Origin of the sequence: Aphanizomenon flos-aquae FACHB-1287 (assembly GCF_014698755.1) — a bacterium.
Classification (GTDB): domain Bacteria; phylum Cyanobacteriota; class Cyanobacteriia; order Cyanobacteriales; family Nostocaceae; genus Dolichospermum; species Dolichospermum flosaquae.
Genome location: NZ_JACJTO010000003.1, coordinates 108,093 through 131,139 on the forward strand (window position 1 = coordinate 108,093; position 23,047 = coordinate 131,139).

Annotated in this window: 21 protein-coding genes and 1 tRNA gene; 10 read left to right on the plus strand and 12 right to left on the minus strand. The window is 35.3% G+C overall.

Going from position 1 to position 23,047, the window contains the following annotated elements; translation table 11 throughout:
* Nucleotides 1-11: 11 nt before the first annotated feature.
* A complete protein-coding gene (locus tag H6G44_RS02500; RefSeq protein WP_190385554.1) occupies nt 12-1,244 on the minus strand; it encodes a DUF3696 domain-containing protein in 1,233 nt (410 codons plus the stop codon).
* 103 nt (nt 1,245-1,347) lie between these two features.
* Nucleotides 1,348-2,628, minus strand: coding sequence for a serine--tRNA ligase (serS, locus tag H6G44_RS02505; RefSeq protein WP_190385553.1), 1,281 nt, complete (start codon nt 2,626-2,628; stop codon nt 1,348-1,350).
* A gap of 342 nt (nt 2,629-2,970) precedes the next feature.
* Between serS and H6G44_RS02510 the strand changes: the two genes are divergently transcribed.
* Entirely contained in the window at nt 2,971-3,552 is a 582-nt protein-coding gene (locus tag H6G44_RS02510) for a Uma2 family endonuclease (protein ID WP_375379339.1), read from the plus strand.
* Between the two features lie 27 nt (nt 3,553-3,579).
* Here H6G44_RS02510 and H6G44_RS02515 read toward each other — a convergent pair whose 3' ends face one another.
* Nucleotides 3,580-4,149 carry a DUF3611 family protein gene (locus H6G44_RS02515; protein ID WP_190385551.1) on the minus strand — a complete coding sequence of 190 codons (570 nt, stop codon included), beginning with the start codon at nt 4,147-4,149 and terminating at the stop codon, nt 3,580-3,582.
* Between the two features lie 110 nt (nt 4,150-4,259).
* On the opposite strand from H6G44_RS02515, the gene H6G44_RS02520 reads away from it, so the two are divergent.
* Entirely contained in the window at nt 4,260-4,793 is a 534-nt protein-coding gene (locus tag H6G44_RS02520; RefSeq protein WP_190385550.1) for a cofactor assembly of complex C subunit B, read from the plus strand.
* 457 nt (nt 4,794-5,250) lie between these two features.
* Here the strand turns inward: H6G44_RS02520 and H6G44_RS02525 are convergent, their stop codons facing one another.
* Nucleotides 5,251-5,583 (minus strand): DUF3155 domain-containing protein, encoded by a 333-nt coding sequence (locus tag H6G44_RS02525; RefSeq protein WP_190385549.1) that lies wholly within the window; start codon nt 5,581-5,583, stop codon nt 5,251-5,253.
* Between the two features lie 353 nt (nt 5,584-5,936).
* Here H6G44_RS02525 and H6G44_RS02530 point away from each other — a divergent pair, with 353 nt between their 5' ends.
* Nucleotides 5,937-7,304: a GAF domain-containing sensor histidine kinase gene (locus H6G44_RS02530; protein ID WP_190385548.1), complete on the plus strand. Its 1,368-nt coding sequence runs from the start codon at nt 5,937-5,939 to the stop codon at nt 7,302-7,304.
* Between the two features lie 115 nt (nt 7,305-7,419).
* On the opposite strand, the gene H6G44_RS02535 is transcribed toward H6G44_RS02530, so the two are convergent.
* The 4 genes from H6G44_RS02535 to hsdR all read right to left on the minus strand — a co-directional run bounded on the left by H6G44_RS02535 (nt 7,420) and on the right by hsdR (nt 13,901).
* The gene (locus tag H6G44_RS02535; RefSeq protein WP_190385547.1) at nt 7,420-8,103 is read right to left on the minus strand and encodes a conjugal transfer protein TrbI; all 684 of its coding nucleotides are present in this window, start codon (nt 8,101-8,103) and stop codon (nt 7,420-7,422) included.
* 174 nt (nt 8,104-8,277) lie between these two features.
* Nucleotides 8,278-9,981, minus strand: a complete 1,704-nt coding sequence (locus H6G44_RS02540; RefSeq protein ID WP_190385546.1) for a restriction endonuclease subunit S — start codon at nt 9,979-9,981, stop codon at nt 8,278-8,280.
* On the minus strand, nt 9,978-11,426 hold the full coding sequence (locus H6G44_RS02545) for a type I restriction-modification system subunit M (RefSeq protein ID WP_190385545.1): 1,449 nt from the start codon (nt 11,424-11,426) through the stop codon (nt 9,978-9,980). Before H6G44_RS02545 ends, H6G44_RS02540 begins: the two co-directional genes overlap by 4 nt.
* 144 nt (nt 11,427-11,570) lie before the next feature.
* A complete protein-coding gene (hsdR, locus tag H6G44_RS02550; RefSeq protein WP_190385580.1) occupies nt 11,571-13,901 on the minus strand; it encodes an EcoAI/FtnUII family type I restriction enzme subunit R in 2,331 nt (776 codons plus the stop codon).
* Nucleotides 13,902-14,297: 396 nt separating this feature from the next.
* Between hsdR and H6G44_RS02555 the strand changes: the two genes are divergently transcribed.
* A complete protein-coding gene (locus H6G44_RS02555) occupies nt 14,298-14,558 on the plus strand; it encodes a hypothetical protein (protein ID WP_190385544.1) in 261 nt (86 codons plus the stop codon).
* A 100-nt stretch (nt 14,559-14,658) separates the two neighbouring features.
* On the opposite strand, the gene H6G44_RS02560 is transcribed toward H6G44_RS02555, so the two are convergent.
* Entirely contained in the window at nt 14,659-14,985 is a 327-nt protein-coding gene (locus H6G44_RS02560) for a YbjQ family protein (RefSeq protein ID WP_190385543.1), read from the minus strand.
* A gap of 196 nt (nt 14,986-15,181) precedes the next feature.
* Here H6G44_RS02560 and H6G44_RS02565 point away from each other — a divergent pair, with 196 nt between their 5' ends.
* From H6G44_RS02565 to H6G44_RS02585, 5 genes are all read left to right on the plus strand, one after another.
* Nucleotides 15,182-15,856 (plus strand): tetratricopeptide repeat protein, encoded by a 675-nt coding sequence (locus H6G44_RS02565; RefSeq protein WP_190385542.1) that lies wholly within the window; start codon nt 15,182-15,184, stop codon nt 15,854-15,856.
* Between the two features lie 290 nt (nt 15,857-16,146).
* Nucleotides 16,147-16,500 (plus strand): COP23 domain-containing protein, encoded by a 354-nt coding sequence (locus tag H6G44_RS02570; RefSeq protein ID WP_311138874.1) that lies wholly within the window; start codon nt 16,147-16,149, stop codon nt 16,498-16,500.
* Nucleotides 16,501-16,506: 6 nt separating this feature from the next.
* Nucleotides 16,507-16,671 carry a hypothetical protein gene (locus H6G44_RS02575; protein WP_190385541.1) on the plus strand — a complete coding sequence of 55 codons (165 nt, stop codon included), beginning with the start codon at nt 16,507-16,509 and terminating at the stop codon, nt 16,669-16,671.
* 8 nt (nt 16,672-16,679) lie between these two features.
* Entirely contained in the window at nt 16,680-17,876 is a 1,197-nt protein-coding gene (locus H6G44_RS02580) for a tetratricopeptide repeat-containing S1 family peptidase (RefSeq protein WP_390802631.1), read from the plus strand.
* Between the two features lie 425 nt (nt 17,877-18,301).
* Complete coding sequence (locus H6G44_RS02585) at nt 18,302-18,649, plus strand: UPF0175 family protein (protein WP_190385539.1); 348 nt, start codon at nt 18,302-18,304, stop codon at nt 18,647-18,649.
* A 358-nt stretch (nt 18,650-19,007) separates the two neighbouring features.
* On the opposite strand, the gene H6G44_RS02590 is transcribed toward H6G44_RS02585, so the two are convergent.
* The 3 genes from H6G44_RS02590 to H6G44_RS02600 form a co-directional block, all read right to left on the minus strand.
* Nucleotides 19,008-20,369: a serine/threonine-protein kinase gene (locus H6G44_RS02590; protein ID WP_190385538.1), complete on the minus strand. Its 1,362-nt coding sequence runs from the start codon at nt 20,367-20,369 to the stop codon at nt 19,008-19,010.
* 148 nt (nt 20,370-20,517) lie between these two features.
* On the minus strand, nt 20,518-21,132 hold the full coding sequence (locus H6G44_RS02595) for a chorismate lyase (RefSeq protein WP_190385537.1): 615 nt from the start codon (nt 21,130-21,132) through the stop codon (nt 20,518-20,520).
* 199 nt (nt 21,133-21,331) lie between these two features.
* Nucleotides 21,332-21,414, minus strand: a tRNA-Leu gene (locus tag H6G44_RS02600).
* Nucleotides 21,415-21,693: 279 nt separating this feature from the next.
* Between H6G44_RS02600 and accC the strand changes: the two genes are divergently transcribed.
* A complete protein-coding gene (gene accC / locus H6G44_RS02605; RefSeq protein ID WP_190385536.1) occupies nt 21,694-23,040 on the plus strand; it encodes an acetyl-CoA carboxylase biotin carboxylase subunit in 1,347 nt (448 codons plus the stop codon).
* Nucleotides 23,041-23,047: the final 7 nt, after the last annotated feature.

Genomic DNA, 23,047 nt, shown 5'->3' on the forward strand with positions numbered 1-23,047 from the left:
TATAGTTACTGTTACTGTTCTTGTTCTTTTCTTCTCAGTGCTTTTTGCATTTCTAATATCTCTTTCATACCTTCATTAAAAACCCCCTCTGGCCAATCACTTAAAACCCCTTTTTCATCAACAGTTATTTCTCGTAATTCTTTACCTTTCAATTCAGCATCTTCTATCCAGTAAATTATTAAATCATCTTTAGTAAAACCAAAATCATTTTCAACTATTAATTTACGCAACCGCAAGATAATATTCTCAGAATGAGTTTCAATAATAAAAGTCTGATTATTTTCTTTTGCTGACTTTGCAAATAATTCAGCTAAATCACCATGTGCAGCAGGATGTAAATGTAATTCTGGTTGTTCTAAAACAATTATTGAATCAGGTCTATCAGCAACATTAGCACGAACAACTAAAGGTAATGCTTGATTCATTCCTTGTCCCACATCCATAATATTTACTTCAGTATCATTTTTAGAAAGTAAAATTTGAATAAGAGGTTTTTTACTTGTATCATTTACTATCAATTCCCAACCGTCAAAATATTCCTTGTACCATTTTTTTACATTTTCATGCAATTTATCATCTTCTTTTAATTTACTTATTCCCAGCATTGCATAAGCATTTTCACCTGTAACACCTGTATCTCGAAATTCTTTTTGACCAGTTAAATAGAAATATCTTTCTGGCAAAATTCTAAATGGACCAATATAATCAACCTCAATTTTCTGTATTTGAAATTCCTTAGACAAATCTTGATTGGTATCTTTGTATGTAAACTTAGTAGGAATAAATCCTTTAAATTTACATTGATACTCTATTTGAGTATTTTTATCATAATATTTGTTATCTCTTAATTCAATCTCAATTTCTTTTATATCATCTTTATATTTCCATTCATAAATTTCTAATTCATAGCTATCCTTTTTACCATATTTAGTATATTTTTCTCTTATAGAAACTTCTATCACTACATTATTTTCATAATAAATCTGAAAATTTAAAAAACTACCTGATTTATTTCCAAAAAATAAATTCTTAAACTCTTCACCTAATTCTACTCCTTTATTGTTTAGTAAAATCGGTTCATTAATATCTCCATTAAGGGAATTTTCCAGCAAAGTAAACAGTTTAGCAATAGAACTTTTACCAGAACTATTTTTACCTATCAAAATAGTAATAGGTTTTAATTGCATTGTTTGCTCTTCATAAAATGCTTTGTAGTTTTTAAATGAAATAGATTTGACTTTCATAATGTTTAAAGCTGTATTACTCTGTATTCACTGAAATATTTGATTTGGAATAATTATACTATTTTTTTATTCCAAATCCGAAAAAATTTGCTTTTAACCTAAACTACAAAACCTCCCGACCCAAATAAACCTGCAACACCTCCGGTACTTTAATCGTCCCGTCTGGTTGCTGATAATTCTCCAAAATGGCCGCCATAGTCCTACCCACAGCTAAACCAGAACCATTTAAAGTATGTACAAATTGCGTCCCTTTCTTCCCCCCTTCCTTAAACCGAATATCCGCCCTTCTGGCTTGAAAATCAACACAATTAGAACAACTAGAAATCTCTCGATATTTCCCAGAAGATGGCAACCATACCTCTAAATCATAAGTTTTTGTGGACGAAAAACCTAAATCAGCAGTACATAAATTAATCACTCGATAAGGCAATTTTAAAGCCTGTAAAATACTCTCAGCATTTCCTAATAACTTCTCTAATTCCTCAAAAGAATCTTCCGGTTTTACTAACTTCACCAACTCCACTTTATTGAATTGATGTAACCGAATTAAACCCCGCATATCCCGTCCATAACTTCCCGCTTCCCGCCGAAAACATGGCGTATATGCTGTATGATAAATTGGTAATTCTTCTGCGTTAATAATGTCCCCCCGATACAAATTAGTAACCGGTACTTCCGCAGTAGGAATTAACCATAAATCATCCTCTGCACATTTAAAACTCTCTTCCGCAAACTTCGGTAATTGTCCTGTACCTGTTAAAGAATCTGTATTTACTAACAATGGTGGACTAACTTCTATATAGCCATTTTCAATATGTTTAGAAAGCATAAATTGAATTAACGCTCTTTCTAAAGCCGCACCCGCACCCATAAGACTCACAAACCGACTTTGGGCAATTTTTACCGCTCTTTCAAAGTTCAAAATCCCTAACTTTTCCCCAATTTCCCAATGTGGTATAATATGCGGATTTTCGGGTTTATATTCATCTCCCCATATTCTCACCTCTTGGTTATCATCTTCACTTTTACCAATGGGTGTAAAATCACTGGGTAAATTCGGGAGTTTTAACAATAATTCGTGAATTTGGGCTTTTAACTCTTTTTCCTGGGGTTCTAACTCATTTAATGTAGTCTTAATGGCGTTTCCTTCATCCTTTAAGGCTTGTATTTCTGGATTTTGAGGACTAATACCAGATTTTACCTTTTGACCCACTAATTTGCCAATTTCATTACTCCGGGCTTGCAATTCATTGCGTTTGACTTCCAGTTCCCGTTGTTCTTGACTCAAATCTAATATAGGCTGAATCTCGTATTTACCACTACGAGTATTCAACTTCTCTTGTATCAATTGGGGGTTTTCTCTAATTTGTTTAATATCCAGCATTTTTCGTTAATTGTTTGTTGTCGGTTGTTAATTGTACGGGTTTAGCAACGCTTATCAGTGTCAATTTAACTGAAAATTAACCCAAACATTTCTATTTTGTATCTTTTCCCAAAACCTAAAAATTGTTAAAATTGTAGGTTGGGTAGAACGCAGTGAAACCCAACACATTAACCCCAGGGTTAAATTGATAAAATGTTGAGTTTTGTGTCTCAAGTCAATATTACCTCAAACTGATGCTATCTTAATAATTATAAGAAGTATCAAGATACGCGACTTCTTCAATAAGTTAAGATATATTTATCTATTCCCTATTCCTCAACTTTAAGGAGATGATCAGCAATGATGACATCTGAAGCGGTTGTTTTAAATATCAAAAATGTAGAGTTAAGTGATGATCAATTTTATCAACTATGTCAAATTAACGAAGATTGGAAACTTGAACAAACTGCTAAAGGAGAATTAATAATTATGCCTCCAGTTGGTGCAATTAGTGGTAATAGAGAATCAGAGTTTAATGCAGATGTTGTGATTTGGAATCGTCAAACTAAGCTAGGAAAAGTATTTAGTTCTTCCACTGTTTTTACCCTACCTAATGGTGGTAAACGTTCTCCTGACGTAGCTTGGATAGTTAATGAACGTTGGGAATCTTTAAACATTCAAGAAAAAGAGAAATTTGCGAAAATTTGTCCTGATTTTATCATAGAATTGCGATCGCGTACCGATTCTTTGAGTCGATTACAGGAGAAAATGCAGGAATATCTTGATAGTGGGTTAGGTTTAGGTTGGTTAATTGATCCTCAAAATCAACAAGTAGAAATTTATCGTCAAAATCAAACTGTAGAAATAGTATCATTACCAACAACTTTATCTGGAGAAGATATTTTACCAGGATTTATTTTAGAACTACCTGTTTTCAAAGATTAGGATACCACAACCATTATCAATTATAAATTACTTAGTAATCCTATTCATTAACCATAGAGATGATAACAAACCCGCAAAATGCGCTGATACAGTATTAGTATTTGCCTGGACTATAAGCATATCTAAACCGCTAATAATCCGAGTCGGGTCAAATAATTGCGTAGTTACCGCTTGAGGAGATATAGACCTAGCGACCAATGTACCAACAATTGCTTGCGCTCCTAACAGAGTCACTAATATTCCCGCTAAATTCACCCATAGCCCTAAACGTAATACTTGCACGGTTTCCACCTTACGAGGACGATTAGTAGAATTAGGTGATTCTAATTGCTTACCAATTCTGGTGTAGCGATAAGCTAAGTAAATACCAGCACCCAACAGGATTATACCACAAATGGCTAAAAATACACCAAAGCCCGTTCCTGGATTATTACTAGGACTACCTGCTTTTTGGCTAAAAATGCCAAATAATAAGACAATTATCCCAGATATCACACCCAATACCAACTGAATCCAAAAACTAATCCAACCTGCTAGACGAAATTGTTGGGCTATAGCCCGAATATTAGATGATAATGTTTCGGAGTTTTGTGACATATAAAAATTAAAAATTAAAAGTTAAAAACAAACTTGAGTTTGTTCTCTGATTCCAGAATAATTGATAATGGTTTAAGTAAGAGTGAAAATTTGAGCAGTAAAAATTAATTATGAATTCTACCGTCTCTCAATCTACTTTCCTGTTAACTTTTCTGTTATCAGTTGGTTTATTCTTCTTTATACGGGCTTCAACCAAAGACCGCATAGAAATGATGCGTTTAACTTCAGAACAGGATGAAAATACATTAATGACTTCATTAAAAGATTATTTTCGCACCCGTGCTTATCAAGTATTAGCAGTAGACCCTGGCAAAAATCAAGTCACTTTTGAAGGATTTGTCAGACCTAGCCTGTTTTTAGCTGTATTTTTGACCATATTAGCAGCAGTGGGTTTAGGTTGTCTATCCTTGGTTTTATCAATGCTTGTTCCTGACCTTGGACAATTTCTTCCTCTAGTTATGCTATTTTCACCTTTAAGTGGTATATTATACTGGAAAAAATCTGGGAGAATGGAGAAAGTGTCACTCAAGATGGAAAACATCCCAAGTGGACACAACTCCTCAAGTATAATCACTGTAACTGCCCATAGAGATGAACTTGCTGAGTTACAAAGGGCATTACAGCTAAGGACGCTTGATAATTGATTGATAGGGATAAAAATCGGCAATATAAACTGCCATAGATTTCAAACTTTTGAGTAAATCAGTCCTAGGGAGGAATGGAAAATTTTGTTTGTGTTATTAATCTTCCTGATAGCTGGGGTGTTATCAAGAAAAATCTAAATTGGTGGACAGAGCTTGATAGTATTCCAAATTAGTGAGAGCATAAATAAATTCGTCCCTCCTTCTTTCTTGGATGACATTAGCTCTGTACACTATTCTCCTCTGTATAAGCCGACAAAAAACTAACTCATCTAAGCATTTGCAAGTTTATGAGGAATTAATTATGGCATAACTTGAGAGAACTTGTCTAAACCCCTACTGGCAAATTTAACAACAAAATTGAAAAAAGTGGAACTTTTCAATAAACTGATTAAAATTACCAGTTAATTATTCACAAAGTCAGAAGTCACACTTACAGGATATGATGGTAATTTATTGCCTAATTACTGGGAATAGCAACAGCAACAGTAGCAGCAGGTTCTTGCACTGTTGTTGAGTCCAAAGTTCTCAGACTAGGGAATAAAAAATGATTCTCTTCTACGTATTGAGCACCGAACAGACCCTTTTCCGCCCAGAAATAACGGTCTGTTGTGTGTTCATTACGTTTTACGAGTAACAGCGCGGGTGGCATAATACCTTCAGCTTGAATAAATTTTCTTGCTGCTGTCACAGGTTTATCTTCGCCACTTTCGATGCTGTACTGAGGAATATGTTCAAGTATGCGCCGTCCTTCCTGTCTGCGACGGCTCTTCCGCTTACGTCTCCTTGCCAACCTATTGTCCTCCTATTTCCAGCTATAGACTGTAGTTACTACTACAAAATCCGTCGTCATTATATAGGTTCTATCTCAGAAAATCAAGAGTTTTTAATGTTTTGATACAACTCAGGAAAAAACAATTAAAAGTTAAGAATTAAAAATCCAAAACCTGCTCACTTTTAAGCTATTACTACAAATTATCCGTTACCAGACTAAACTAGATAACTAGAAGTCTTGATCATGATATGCACTTATGTGAGGTGCAAAACTTGCGTTAACAACTATACAGTGCTTTTCACTCTTGGTTTCTGACTGTTTTATTACACCCTCCCTCCTTCATTCATTCTACTTTTTAGATTCCTGAAATCATGCTAATGTCTGTAAGTTCTGATTTTCTTGCTCTATGTCGAGAGCAAATAGCCCTGCTCACCCAAGGAATGGGAGCATCTTTTAGTGTGGTTTATTTAACACAGGAGCTAGGAGAAAAGCCTACGGGTGAGGCGCGGTTAATTCCTGTTATCGTGTATCCAGAAAAGATTGTTTTACAACCAGTTGATGAATATGGTAAGCCAGAGGAGAGCTATCCAGTCAAGCTTGCTAATCTTTTAGCGTTACCAAATCAACAAAGAAGGTTATTAAAACCAACTTCAGAATCTTCTCATCGATCCCCAAAATCGGCAACTAGAGGTAAACAAAATTTACATAATGGACAAGATGAATATTTACTCAATCATCACCAAATTGTTTTACCTCTGATTTATGATGGTATGATGGTGGGCTTGTTGGTGACTGCTAGGGAAGACAGACCATGGAATTCGGGGGAGGAGGAGGAAATTGAACCCATAGCTAAAACTTTGGCTATTGCTTGTATTTTAGACCAGCGCCGAGCTTGGTTACAACACCAACTCCAGCAGGAACAAATTTTGCAAGAGAAACAACGGGATTTATTAGATAATCTTTTACATCAATTTCGTAACCCTTTGACTGCTATCCGCACCTTTGGTAAGTTGCTATTTAAGCGAATGCGGCCTGTTGACCCTAATCGTGAGATGGCAACTAGTATAATCCGGGAAAGCGATCGCTTGCAAGAGTTTTTACAAAAATTTGATCAGGTGATTGATTTAAGTCTGGAAGATTTAGAACCCCTTGCTCTGCCAGAATCAAAGGTAATTATTAATGCTAATGTGCAAAAAGAGGCTAAATCTGTTTTATTATTGCCTGGAACCGGTGAACTATTAACTGATTGTTTTGTTGCAGATTTATTAGCACCTTTATTAATATCTGCTCAAGCTATTGCTCAAGAACGAAATTTACAATTAATTACGGAAATTCCTCATGATTTAGGTTTAGTTAGGGTAAATGAGAAAGCTTTGCAAGAAGTTTTGAGTAATATTATTGATAATGCTTTAAAATATACTCCTGCTGGTGGAAAAGTTTTACTGGAATGTGGGCAAGAAAAACCAGGTTTTCAAGGTATTATTATTAGTGATACTGGTCCTGGTATTCCTCTAGAAGATTTAGAACATTTGGGAGAAAGACATTATCGAGGTGTCCAGGCAAAAACAGAAATTCCTGGTACTGGTTTAGGAATGGCTATTGCTAAACAGTTAATGGCGGAAATGCAGGGGAATATTGAGGTTTTTAGTCCCGCAATTAAGTCAATTATTACATTATCTGATACTCCCGGAACTACTTTTATTATTTGGTTACAATCTGTAGGTGAAAATAGGAAATAAAATTAAAATTCGGGAAGTTATCTTGAGAAATTTTCCCAATAGCAAAGCTAGGGGTAAGGGTAAAGAAGATTTCAGCGATTTTATGTTTTTTAGACCAGTTTGGTTTAAAATTTGCCTATTGACGAGTGATTACTAAATTGGAAGTCAGAGTAATATTTAAATCCTCTTCAGGTTTAAGCACAAAAACCTCAGCTTTTTGTTTTCGTAATAATACACTAGCTAAAGCGCCCGCTGCTGCCCCACCTACAGGTTCTAAAACTTCAATTTTCTTGTTACCTGTAACTAATGAAATTAGACTAGCTGCACCGGCACCGATAGCTGCGTCAGTTAATATTTGTCCTGTGCTTGCTCCTTTGCTAATTGTTTCGGTTTGGGTGATAGTTTTAGAGTTAGCAAAAATCTGTAATCTTTGTCCAGAAGGAAATACTAATTCTCTGGCTACAAAACGCACACCTTGCTGGTTATTGCTAGAAGATCGATTATTTAGTTTTACTGGTTGTAATTCGCCAATAACTTCTGTATTAGCAGGAATTAAAATATTTCTGTTGCTGTCGGTAATATTTTCAGCTATTTTCAAGGTTAAGGCTAATTTTTCACCAGGTTTGACTATAACTTTTTCTTTTTCGTAGGTGACAGGTAAAGTTACATTAGCGGGGATACTAATTGTCCGCGATTGATTGAGATTAAATCCTTGGGCAAAAACAGGATTAAATGATAGTATGGGGATAGCTGTACCTGTGGTAATGGCTATGGCCATGAGTGCAGCGGTGCGAGATTGCCAACGGATAGAATTATTCATGATGGAAGTACCAATAATGTATGATATGTGAGATGACGTGGATTGATTAGAATAGTTTCTGGAAGATTTATATATTTTATTATAGCTTGAATTTTGGATAACTGTTAATTAGTTATGAAACTCCTATTTTCATTTTGTTAATCCTTTAATTCTGGACATCCTGATTCTGATAACCTACACTGTTAATAATTGTTTGACAGCAGCGTTGATAATTTTTTCCCTTTCTGTTTGAGTTTGTGTTAGTTTGGTTTCTAGTTCATCACATAGTTTCATTAATTTATCTACTTTGGTAACTATGCGTTTTTGTTCTGCAAGTGGTGGGAGAGGAAAAGGTAAGTTTCTAATAGCATCCACACCTATATTACCCTGATTAGCAGTTCCAGTTTCTGAACTAAATAATAAATCCAAAATCATTGAAGATTTTAGAAAAATATTTACTAATTGTATAAATAGAGTTTCACTTATTCTTAAGCTACCAACTCTTTGATTTAAATATAAATTTTTATCAGCAATATGTTTATCCTCTACTACTGAAGTAAAACAGTAGTCTCTTTTGTTTTTAGTTCCTGTCATCGTTATCAGAATATCTCCCTTGCGAATTAAGAATTTCTCATTTTCAAAAGCTATTTCATCAGTTATATATACTGGACTCTGTTCTAACATTATTTTATCATTTTTTACATTACCAAGCCTAATAACTTGATTGCTTGATAATTCTACATACGAATCACTTTTAAAAGCATATCCTCCGAAAAATGAACATATTTCACCTAATCTTACCCATTCCCAACCTATAGGTAAATCATAAGGTATTTCATCATCTTTAATTGCAGGTAAAGATTTCTCCTTCTTAACCTTCCCTTCCTTAACTAACCGTTCCTTTTCCTTCTTAATTCTCTCCAACAAAACCGCCGCAGGTTCATCATTTGCATTTTGCGGAACTAGCTTACCCATAACAGCCAGTTGGAGAATAGCTTGACGCAATTTACCAATATTTTCTGGCGCACTGTAGAGAATGTCAAAATTATCGCTAATGCGCTGCCAATTTTTGGTGAAAGTCTCTGGTGTCTCAGCAGTCAGGAGTTTGTTTAATGCAGCATTATTTATTAATATGCGGGTTTCTTGTTTCTTTTTTTGACGTGCTTCTAATTCGTCGCACAGTTTCATTAATTCATCTACTTTTATAACTATGCGTTTTTGTTCATTGAGGGGGGGAACTGCTATTTTAAAAGTTTCTAAATTTGTTTTTGATATAGCTTTAAAAGTTGAACCAACTCCCATTTCTGATATTTTTTTTTCAAATGCTCTGAGGAAATAAAGTAAGTAAAAATTATTAGTATTATCAATACTTCTTAAAGCTGCTAATCCGCGCCCAATACAAGATTTTTCTTGACATATATTAGTTGAACCTACAGGCGCGCGTACTGAAATTAAAATATCATTTTCTTCAGCAATCTTTAGCGGAATTTCACACCAGACTCTTGGGGTAGGATATAAATTATTGAAATCGGATTTACCTTGATAAAAAGGTAAGCCTTTTTTATGATTATTATAGTATGTTGAATCTGGAGATTGTCCCATTACTATTAATACATAACTATCTAAATTAACCCACATCCAGTTTTTTGGTAATTCAAAAGGAATTTCACTATTATCTATTTTGCTAGTAGTGCGAACCTTTTGAATCTTTTCCTTAACTAACCGTTCCTTTTCCTTCTTAATTCTCTCCAACAAAACCGCCGCTGGTTCATCATTTGCATCCTGCGGTACTAACTTACCCCTCACAGCTAAATCTAAAATCAATTCCCGTAACTTCTGCACACCATTAGGCGCTTCAGCCAACAAATCAAAATGTTTAAAAAACGTCTCTAACTTCATACAAATTCCCCTCCTAAAGCCGTCATCAATTCCAATTTTAAACTATTGCGAGTTTCACCCAAATCAGCTAAAAGACTTGCATATTCTTCTAACATATCCTCCACATCTCGATGTTCAAAATCAACAGTGTGAGGATTTTTAATATCTAAATTATATCCATTATCCTTAATCACCTGGATAGGAACTCTCCACGCAAATTCCGATTCTATTCTATTATCCCACCAAGCCTTCTCCGGTGCAAATTCTTCAATCCTAATGGGCTTAGTTTTCGAGTAGGATTTATAACCCGGTGGATAGGGGTGTTCATAATACCAAATCTCTTGAGTAGGTTCACCCTTAGTAAAGAATAATAAATTAGTTTTAATGCCAGTATAAGGACTAAAAACCCCATTCGGTAAACGGACAATAGTATGTAAATTACAATCCTCTAACAACTTTTCTTTAATGCGGGTTTTCACACCTTCACCAAATAAAGTACCATCTGGTAAAACAATACCACCTCGTCCCCCATCTTGTAATAAATTGCTAATTAATAATAAAAATAAATCAGCGGTTTCTTTAGTGCGGAAAGTAGCGGGAAAACCAGACTCAATACCATCTTCCTCCATACCACCAAAAGGGGGATTAGTAATAATTACATTTACTCTATCACTAGGTTTATAATCTCGTAAAGGTCGAGATAAGGTATTATCATGAGTTATAGCTGGAACTTCCACACCATGCAATAACATATTCGTCATACATAATAAATGGGGTAGGGGTTTTTTCTCCACACCTTTAATTAACTTATGTAATTTTTCCCTATCATTTGCAGTCTTCACATATTTATTTTTAATATGTTCCAAAGCACAAGTTAAAAAACCTCCCGTACCGCAAGCCGGGTCTAAAATTCTTTCTCCTAATTTCGGGTCAATCATATCCACCATAAACTGAGTTACAGCGCGGGGAGTGTAATATTCTCCAGCATTACCCGCGCTTTGTAAATCACGGAGAATTTGTTCATAAATGTCGCCAAATAAATGCCGGTCTTGAGAATTATTAAAATCAATTTCATTTAATTTATTAATTACTTGACGGATAAGAGTGCCATTTTTCATATAATTATAGGCATCCTCAAATACGTCCCTAACAACAAACCCGCGAGGGTTTTTATCTTGATAGGTATTCGCATCTTTTAAGGTTTTAAATAAAACATTATCCACAAAATCAAGTAAAGTATCCCCCGTGATTCCTTCCGCGTCTGTAGCCCAATTCCGCCAGCGTAAAGCCTCTGGAATGGGAGAATGGTAATTATCATCTAATAGTTCATATTCTGCTTCTCTGTCGTCAAAAATCTTCAGGAATATCATCCATACTAATTGACTAATGCGCTGGGCATCACCATCCACACCCGCATCTTTACGCATGATATCCTGAATAGTTTTAATTGTGGTACTGATTGACATTTGTTGATAGAGATAGAGTTTTTGTATTATATACGTAGGTTGGGTAGAACGAAGTGAAACCCAACACCTCAACAGGTTGTTTATGTCGGGTTTCGTTCCTCAACCCAACCTACATTTGCTTTTATTTATTATGTAATTCATATTTCATGATGCCATATAAAGTTGATTTTTTAACTCCTGTAATGCCTCTAAATACTTTTGTTTATTACCAAATAACTTGATAATTTCCATAGGTGTACCTATTTTATCAAACGGTTGCACTTTTAAATCATTTATATCTTCAATATTTTCAATCCCTTCGTCTGCATATTTATCTAAAAGTGCATTTAAAACCCCACGGGCTTTTTCACTGTATTTATGAAAATAATCACGCTGACGTACTTTTTTAGCCCGTTCTTTACGACTTAACGCCGGTTGGTCAAAAGCCACATGACAAATTAAATCAAAAGGATCAAGATCTTTCCCCACTTCCTCCGCTAATGCTTCTAATAAAATTCCCTGTTCATTCAATTCTTTAATAATAGCTTGTTTCTGTTCTGCTGCACTCCAACGACGCATAAATTTATCTAAAGTTGTAAATTCTTGTTGGACAGTTTTCCGGGTATAGTCTTTAATAGATTCGGTGATTAATTTACCATCTTTACCATAATAAAGAGTCCTTTCGGAAACTATATCAACATTCACATCTACAGGTACAAATTTAACTTGCTTTTGTCCTGATTTTTCTGGTAAATCATCAATATTATTATCTCCATTATCATCATCTGGAGGTACGGGAGAATCCCCTGTTTTTGGTTCATATATTTGTATAGGTTCACCATCAAAATCTTTATCATTAAATTTTTTAGTCGCTTTTTTAAAATCCATAATTGTGAAATATGTTTTATCAAATTCTTCATTAATTCTTGTGCCTCTACCAATGATTTGTTTAAACTCAGTCGGTGAATTAATTTCTTTATCTAAAACAATTAATTTGCAGGTTTGGGCATCTATTCCTGTAGTCATTAATTTGGATGTTGTCACAATCACAGGATAGGGACTTTCTGGTAGAATAAAGTTATCTAATTCGGCTTTTCCCTGTTCATCATCTCCTGTAATTCGCATAATATATTTACGATTTTTGGCAACTAAATCACCATTTTCATTAATTAAAGCCTGACGCATTCTTTCGGCGTGGTCTATATCTTCACAGAAAACAATGGTTTTATCAAATCTGTTGGTAGCTTTGAGAAATTCGGTAATTTTTTCCGCTACTAAAATATCTCGATTTTCTAATATTAATGTGCGGTTAATATCTTTTTGGCTGTAAAGTTTATCTGCAATTAATCGCTGATATTTATCTAATTCTCCCGGTGCTGGTTGCCAGCCTTCTAAGTCTTTATCAATGTCAATTCTGACAACTTTATAAGGTGCTAAAAATCCATCTTCTATGCCCTGTTTCAGAGAATAAGTATAAATGGGTTGGCCAAAATAATCTATATTAGAAACCTCTTTAGTTTCCTTGGGTGTAGCTGTTAAACCGATTTGGGTAGCAGCAGAAAAATATTCTAAAATTTCCCGCCATGCAGAATCATCAGCCGCGCTACCACGATGACATTCATCAATGATAATTAAATCAAAGAATCCCCTAGAGAATTGTTTATAAATATTTTTAGATTCCTCTGTTCCTGATACACCTTGATAAAGGGCTAAATAAATTTCATAGGCTTTATCTACTTGACGTTTAGTGATTTTCGTCATGGGAGAACCAAAGGGTTTAAAATCATTGGTTTTAGTTTGGTCTATGAGAATATTTCTATCTGCTAAAAATAAGATTTTGTTTTTAGTTTTAGATTTCCATAACCGCCAAATAATTTGAAAGGCTGTGAAGGTTTTCCCCGTACCTGTAGCCATAACTAATAATATCCTATTTTCACCTTTAGCGATCGCTTCTACAGTTTTATTAATAGCTATTTGTTGATAATAACGAGGTGATTTACCACTACCATCATCATAATAACTTTGGGTAACAATAGGCTGTAATTGATCATCAATATTTCGCCATTTACAGTAACGTTGCCATAATTCTTGAGGGGTGGGAAATTTATCTAAAGGAATTTCTCTTTCTATGATTCCTGATGTTACAGTTCTATCATGTTCTAAAAATGCGTCACCATTGGAACTGTAAACAAAAGGTATATCTAACATTTCTGCATAATTAAGCGCTTGCTGCATACCACTTCCCACACTGTGGTTATTATCTTTCGCTTCAATGACAGCAATTTGGATATTAGGTTTGTAATAAAGAATATAATCAGCGCGTTTACTTTCTCCTCTTGTGACTAATTTACCTCTTACATAGACTCGACCGGCGGTAAAAGTGACTTCTTCACGGATTTGGGTGTATAAATTCCATCCTGCTGTTTGCACTATGGCAGGAGTAATGTATTTAGTACAGATATCGCGCTCATTGAGGGCTTTTTTGTCAAAGTCCATAGGATTTATTCTTGTTATATCTTCAGCACATATATTACTTATTGTATCAGTAACCGCAATTTTAACAATCACTTTCCTTGACATTTAGTTTGCGATTAAGTCCAGTACAAAAATAGCTATCTAAATAGGGTCAAAAAACAATCCACAATGATTAAACTAATTGGGAGCATTTATAGTTCCAATTAATGTGATGTTTTTATCTTCAAAAAAAATATTTAGAGTGCGAGAACATCAAAAAATCCCTAAAAATACTAAATACAATTAATAACAGTCAAAAATCAAAGGCAGAATTTCCCTTTTCACATTTATTGGTCAGCTTGTGTTGCTCAGAGGTGACAATAATATGATTTAATGGTGGAAAGGCAATTTTTAAATTGAACAGAAGTTTGAATTTTTATGGATATCACCCCCAATAAATCATCAACTCAATTTTTATCTTCAGAAGAATCTGCTCAAGTTGACGCAGCTTTGTTATCTTCTCCTGAGAAATTTTTAACTAGATTGACAATTTCTTCATTGCGGACTTTACAACATATTGCTAAAGAATATGATGTTTCTATTGAGGAGTTGACAACAAAACAAATTATTACCTGGTTTGAAAATGATGCTAAAGTGAGAAGAGAAAAAGGGATTGAGGAAGCATTTTTAAAGTGGTAAATTGTGGTATGGAAGACCCTAACCCTCGTTTTGCTGTAATCTTTCCACTCTTCAACACCAATATAAAGTCACCAATTCTCACTACAAAATCAGCAAAATATTAACGAATTTTCACGGCTGTTCCTGTGGCCGTAATTACTAATAAAACACCAGATTGATCAACATTAATTGTTCCTGTATCAACGGCAATACCAACAACCGCATCCGCGCCTAAGCGTTGCGCTCTCTGTTCTAATTCTTCGATTGCTTTGCGTTGTCCTTCTTCAAAGAGACTTTCATAGCTACCAGTGCGGCCACCGATAATATCCCGAATACTCGCTAAAAAATCCCGCAGGAAATTGCTACCATAAACCACTTCTGCTGTCACAATACCTAAATATGACTGAATTACAGCACCTTGAATAACGTCAGTAGTAGTTAAAATCATAAATTTTTTAAATGTTATTTATGAGTACCGATTGCTTAAAGTATTAATCTAGTGCTATAATGGCGAAAATGTCAAGTATTTTCAGAAATTATTAATATACATTGTGTAAATGTAAATAAATAGGGATTACAAAAATAAATATTTTTGTTTTAATGTATGAATAAAAACAATTGAAAAGAATGCAGGGAAATTTATTATGTACAAAAAAACATCATTTGTATTAAGTGTCTTATTATTGGGATGTTTCTTGACCAGCACACCTGTACTAGTGAAAGCTGACGTATTAGTAGTACAAGCTGATAATGCAGAGTTAAAAAATCTAATAGAAGACGGAAAAAGACTTGTAGATAATAAAGATTATAATGGAGCGATCGCTGTTTATCAACAAGCAGCAAAATTAGATCCCAAAAATGCGGGAATTTATGCGGGTATTGGTTACTTATACACTCAGCAAGGCAATTTTACCCTAGGCTTAGATGCTTATCGTCGAGCTATTGCCATTAATCCTAATAACAGCGATTTTTATTACGCTGTTGGTTATATTAAAAGTAACACAAGAGATAATAAAGGCGCGAGAGAAGCTTACCGTAAGGCTATTCAGTTAAATCGGAGTAATTTCAACGCTTATTTAGGGTTAGGGGTTGCTCAAGCTAGTTTGGGTGATTATCAAGCAGCTATGTGGGCTTATGAACAAGCAATTAATTTAGATAAAAATAATCCCCGCACTTATGAGTTACTTGGTGTTATGTTTCAACAAAAACGACAAACTCCACAAGCAAACAAAGTTCTTAAAAAAGCATTGGATTTATATCGTCTTAGTAATGATTTAGATAGTGTTGATAGAGTAAAACAAATGTTAGGAGAAATGTAATTTTTAAGTTTTGAATCTCTAATCTTATAATAATAGGATTAGGGATTTATTGATGTTACAGCACTTCTCGCTGTTAAGAGGTACACTAACAACAATTAGTAATTTTTTTAAATATTTAGGATTCATTAAGTTGAGTGCAACTGAGATAACTATATCAAACATTTCTGTTGTAGTTGGAGCAAAAGTACGTAAAAAAGATTTGACTTGTAACCACCATAACTCAATTGGATTAAAATCGGGAGAATATGGATACTAATTTAGATAAAAAACTAAGTGTGTAGGAGCTGGATGTGCTAAACTCCTACTATCAAATGACACCACCACCTTGGACGGCTCAACGTCGTTGTGACGAAGTATCGCGCAGATTTCAAAGGAGTAATGACAACGGTACTCTGAAAAATATCACCACTGGGACGCTCAGAGGTGAACCAGTTGTTTGTGCTGGTACTAGCCAAAATACTGCTTGTACAAGTAATAATTTATTATTTACTCTCAAACGTGGAGTTAATCCCAGTGCTACTCTCCGCAGACTCTTAGACCGTCGGGGTTTGGCTGCTGGTAATACACTCAATGAAAGTGCAGGTGACACAATTAATATTGATTTCCAGCTTTACTTAGATAATGCCACCGTTGAACCGGATTAAATTAACATGATTTGGCGGATATTAAAAATTGTCGCCTGTATTGGCGGTTTGTCAATGTTACTTTCAAGTTCGGCAGGAAATATTAGTATTTCTGCTGAAGAAACTAGGACGACAAAACCGCCAATTCAATTATCAGCAGCACAGTTACAGGAAAAAGCGGCAGTAATTTAAAATATCAAATAGTTACCCCAGATAATCAACGTTATCAACTCAATTATCAGACAGTGAAACGACTAGATAATAACATAGATTTGGCGATTTTACAGTTTACTAGCAAAAAAGATTATCAAGTTGCTAAAATTGGCAATTCTGATGAGGTAAAAAGACTAATAAATGTCCATGTAGCGGGTTTCCCTCGCCAGACAGGAGGTGTGAGGAAATCTATTTATGATTGTCGCAGTGGAAGAGTAATTGACAATTTACCGGAAAATATTGATAGTGGCTACAATTTATTTTATGACAATCCTACATTGGGAGGAATGAGTGGCGGAGCAGTGTTGAATGACCAGGGAGAAGTCATAGAAATTCATGGTCAAGGAGAAGAATCAAATGATGTTGATATTGATAGAATAAATTCCTCTGTTGCTATTGTAAAATCAGGTAGAAATTCAGGTATTCCTATTAATACTTTTCTTAGGCTATCGGCAAGAAATGGTGTAGATGTGGGTGTGCGTTTCCCTGATGCGTCGAAGATTAAAAGATCCCAAACGGATGATTATTTTGCTCAAGGTGTTGAGAAGGGACTTCAGGGGGATAATCTCGGAGCAATAGTAGCTTATACCGAAGCAATTCGCCTTAATCCCAAGTATGCCGAAGCGTATAACAGGCGGGGAATTGTCTATGTTAATTTAGGAGATAAACAAGCAGCAATAGATGATTTCACCCAAGCTATCAAGATTAATCCTAACTATGACAAAGCCTACAACAACCGAGGAAATGTCCGTTCTGATTTAGGAGATAAACAAGCAGCAATAGATGATTTCACCCAAGCTATCAAGATTAATCCTAACTATGCCAATGCCTACAACAACCGAGGAAATGTCCGTTATGATTTAGGAGATAAGCAAGCAGCAATAGATGATTTCACCCAAGCTATCAAGATTAATCCTAACTATGACAAAGCCTACAACAACCGGGGAAGTGTCCGTGATGATTTAGGAGATAAGCAAGGAGCAATAGATGATTTCAACCTAGCTATCAAGATTAATCCTAACGATGCCGAAGCCTACAACAACCGGGGAAATGTCCATTATGAATTAGGAGATAAGCAAGGAGCAATAGATGATTTTCAGCAAGCTGCAAACCTCTTTCAGCAACAAGGAAACACAGAAGGCTATCAAAAAGTTTTGGAAGTTCTTAGAAAGATTCAGCCATAATAAAACTTAACTCATGAATAATTAATTATCTCAAATAAAGGAACGAAGAATGTCTGAATCAGGATATCCAGGATTTAAGGATTAACAGGATGTTTGATTGTAATTGAATGATGAGATTTTGAGAATTTTCTATTATTCTCACAGTTACTTTCTTCTTTGCGTCTTTCCTCCTTTGCGACTCTGCGCGAAACATAGCACACAGGAACACACGAAGAGAATATTAATTTTATCCTGAAAATCCTCAAATCCTGGAAATCCTGATTCTGACAATTAACACACAGGAACACACGAAAAGAATATTATTTTCATCCTGAAAATCCTCAAATCCTGTACTTCGACTTCGCTCAGTAACCGGAAATCCTGATTCAGACCAAAAATATCATGTATAATTAAACAAATCCTAATTCTGAAAAAAAGACAAAAATATGCAAATTACTATCGAAATTCCTGAAGATATTGGCAACCAACTACAACGAAACTGGCAAGACGTACCACAAAAACTCTTAGAAGCTTTAGCAGTAGAAGCTTATAAAAATAAAATCATGACCTCTGTGCAAATTCAACAATTACTAAAATTTGCTTCACTTCAAGAAACTGAACATTTTTTAAAACAATCTCAAATTTCTCTAGATTATCCTCAAGAAAATTTAGTCCAAGATAAACAAACAAAAACTTTAGCTGATGCTTTTAACGAACTTCAGCAAATTTGTATTGAAGAAGATTATTCTTTAGAAATTTCCTCTCGTCAAGACCGTCCCAACTTCTTTTTTTAATATCCGCAATGACTTTTTTATGTGATACGAACATCATTAGCGAATTAGTACGACCTCAGCCGAATACTGGTGTTTTAATATGGGTAAAAAATTTATCTTCCATAAATATTAGTGTAATTACTCTGGAAGAAATACATTAATGACATTTATGATCATAAATCCTGAAAATCCTTTAATCCTGGATATCCTGATTCAGACAATTAACATACAGGGATACACGAAAAAAATATTATTTTCATCCTGAAAATCCTCAAATCCTGGATATCCTGATTCTGACAATTAACACACAGGAACACACGAAAAGAATATTATTTTCATCCTGAAAATCCTCAAATCCTGGACATCCTGATTCTGACAATTAATTAATTTCCAATGAATTAATTATCTTGTCTGCTGTTTCCACAAACTGATCATAATCATCTACTTTCGCAGTATAAGTAATTGTATAAGCCTGATCACCTTTTAAAGTCACAACCTGCATATTCTTTAAAATATCTTGACCATTTTTACCCGTAAACACCAATTTACTAGCTTCTTTATTTGCCAAAGTCGTTACACTTTTATCAACAATCTTTGCACCCGATACAGTATTATTAATTTCCTGAATACTGGATTTTTGTAAATCATCTAATGTACCAGAAAACTTATCAACGCTAATTGTTACCTTTTCTTGAAAATTATCTTTATCACTTTGTTTAGGAGAGATAAAAGTCACAACTTCGGCTGTAATTGGGTTTTCTAAATCTTGTCTTTCCCAGGTTTTTGGATATTTTACCTTTATCCCATATTGAAAATTTTCATATATATTAAAATCATCTTTTTTAGTAATAAATAAAATAGTTAAGCTGATAAATATTGTCATTCCTAATCCCACCAGCAACTTCCAATCTATAGGCTGCGGTAATAACTTTTTAACTGCTTGTAATGCTTCCTTTGCTGTAGGGTAACGGTTACGAAAATCATAACTTACCATTTTATCTAAAACAGTGGCTAGTTTGGGACTAACATTTGCATACTTACGCCAAATAATTTCCCCCGTCTTTATATCTTCTTCTAATTTATCAGGTAATAAACCTGTAATTGCTTGAATAGCAATTATTCCCACTGCATAAATATCACTACTCAATTGTGGTTTACCTCTTTGTTGTTCAAGTGGCATATAACCAGGAGTACCAATAATTACAGTAGAAGTAATTTGTCCCTGTTTATTAACTAGCTGTGTACGAACTTCTTTAACTGCACCAAAATCAATCAGGAAAATTGTATTATCTAAATGACGACGACGGATATTATCTGGTTTAATATCTCGGTGAATAACTTTGTATTTATGAACAAATTCTAATGCTTCTAAAATTTCTATTAGGAGTTGAATAACATCAGCTTCACTCATCTTTTGACCTGATATTAATTCATCACTCAAATCATTACCTTTTATATATTCTTGAACTATATAAAATTTCTGATATTCTTCTATGTGGGCTAAAAGTTGAGGAATTTGGTCATGCTTACCTAACGTTTCTAGCATTACTGCTTCTTGGTCAAAAAGCCTTTTAAGTATTATTAAAGTAGCCGGATCTGTACTGGCTGGTGTAAACTGCTTAACAACACAAAGAGGATTTCCTGGTCGCTTGGTATCTTTCGCTAAAAAGGTAGTCCCAAATCCACCTTGTCCTAGATTTTGAATAATGTGATAACGCCCGTCTATAATTGTGCCTATCATTAGACTCACCCTTTAGTCAAAAAGTCATTTTCCCCCCATTTAGGGTTGATTATGACACAAATTTGACATTAAAAGTCTATTAATTTCCGCAACTGCTATAGATCTAACCTTGATCCTAACTGATTTTGAGGATTAGTAATTGTCGAAATCAACCTTCTAAATTCATCGGACCTAAGTATTTAGTTAAAAAAGGCGAAAAAACCTCATAAATCAAAGTTAGCGGTTTTCCATGATGCCAAAACAAATAATGACGACCCCAAAAAGGTCCCCGTTCCTCAAAACCCGACTCTAACGCCTCTGAGTTACCATAATAAATACCTTGCACATCTCTATATAACTCAGTCCGTAACCGCGCCAAACTTGCCCAAATTGGTAGAGACTTGTTTTGTAAATACTCATCTACATGACTTGCTTCCCACCAAGAAGCAGCATAATATAACCGTTGACCAGAAGCAGTTCGCACCCACACCTGTCTTCTAATTCTTGGACCCGGTAACATTTGCATCATAGCAGGTGCATTATCCAAACTCATGCCAATGGGTGACATATCAATCACATCTACCTCCGTGGGATCACCCGTCAGCAGTTGTACGTGTCGAGTTGGAGAACCATCACCTAAAAGCAGTAATTGCCAAGCTGGAGCTAACTGAGTGTGAGGTAAACCTCTTTTGACAACTTCCTCAGCACCCACCCAAATGGGAGTTAGATAATGCCAGGCACTAGGGAGGATAACATTATGTATCGGATTAAAAATAGTAGTCAATGTTCTTTACAAAAGTTCATCTATCTATATACTATAACAATCTAATTTGATTTATCCACACTCCTAATTCCTCTTCGCGCCTCCGCGCCTCTGCGTGAGACAAAAAATCCTCGACTTACCAGAAAATTGCCCTAAAACTCAGAAACCCACTCCTAATATCATTTCTCTGACATTAAAAGTAGGTATTGTAAGTTAAAAATGCGGATGGCGAGACTCGAACTCGCAAGGGCTATGCCCACACGCACCTCAAGCGTGCGCGTATACCAATTCCGCCACATCCGCAGGATTTCAACACAGGTTTTACTATAACATAAAAAATCTCTTAACTGCAATATTTTTCAAATATTTCTCAAATATTTTTTGAATGGGTATGAGACTAACAGAAATATAGTTACAGCACCAGTCATATTAAAAGGTCTAGCAAAGATACCACATAATCCAATAGTCTGCTAAGAATGAAGTTTGGGAATCTCCTGTCACGATTTATAGTAATACAAAAGCTTTATGTCAACAGGATGGGAGAAAATGTGAATCTACTGGTACTGATATCGTAACTAGAAAATGAAATTTGATAAAATATTAATTGCCAATCGAGGAGAAATAGCCCTTCGCATTCTCCGAGCCTGTGAAGAAATGGGAATTGCCACAGTTGCCGTTCATTCTACCGTTGACAGAAACGCTCTCCACGTGCAACTTGCAGATGAGGCCGTTTGTATTGGTGAACCTGCCAGCAGTAAAAGTTATTTGAACATTCCTAATATTATTGCTGCCGCATTAACGCGCAACACTAGTGCCATACATCCTGGTTATGGTTTTTTATCTGAAAATGCCAGATTTGCAGAAATTTGTGCTGACCATCATATTGCTTTTATTGGTCCTAGTCCCGAATCTATTAGACTGATGGGGGATAAGTCCACCGCTAAAGAGACAATGCAAAAAGCTGGTGTACCTACAGTTCCTGGTAGTGAAGGATTAGTAGAATCTGTCACTGCAGGACTAGCGATCGCTCAAAAAATTGGTTATCCTGTAATGATTAAAGCTACCGCCGGTGGTGGTGGTAGGGGAATGCGGCTTGTCCGCTCGGAAGATGAATTTGTAAGACTGTTCCTTGCAGCCCAAGGGGAAGCAGGAGCAGCTTTTGGTAATTCAGGCGTTTATATAGAAAAATTTATTGAACGTCCCCGTCACATTGAATTTCAGATATTAGCGGACAATTACGGTAACGTCATCCATTTAGGTGAAAGAGATTGTTCAATTCAGCGTCGTAACCAAAAACTTCTAGAAGAAGCTCCCAGTCCGGCTCTTGACCCCGACCTACGGCAAAAAATGGGAAAAGCTGCCGTGAAAGCTGCCCAGTTTATTAACTATACTGGTGCAGGAACTATTGAGTTTCTCCTAGATAAATCTGGTAAGTTCTATTTCATGGAAATGAATACTCGGATACAAGTTGAGCATCCAGTTACGGAGATGATTACTGGTGTAGACTTAGTGGTTGAACAAATTCGCATTGCTCAAGGGGAAAGACTAAAACTGACACAAAAGGATGTGGTTCTCAGAGGACATTCAATAGAATGCCGAATTAACGCCGAAGATCCAGATCATGATTTTCGCCCAGCCCCTGGCAGAATTAGCGGTTATCTGCCGCCAGGAGGACCAGGCGTAAGGATTGATTCCCACGTATACACAGATTACCACATCCCCCCTTATTACGATTCCCTGATTGGTAAATTAATTGTCTGGGGACCTGATAGAGCTACTGCTATTACCCGTATGAGACGAGCATTACGAGAATGTGCTATTACTGGAGTCCCTACAACCATTCCCTTTCATCAAAAAATCATGGAAAACTCCCAATTTTTGCAGGGTAATATTTACACCAGCTTTGTTCAGGATATGAAAATGCAATGATTGGTGA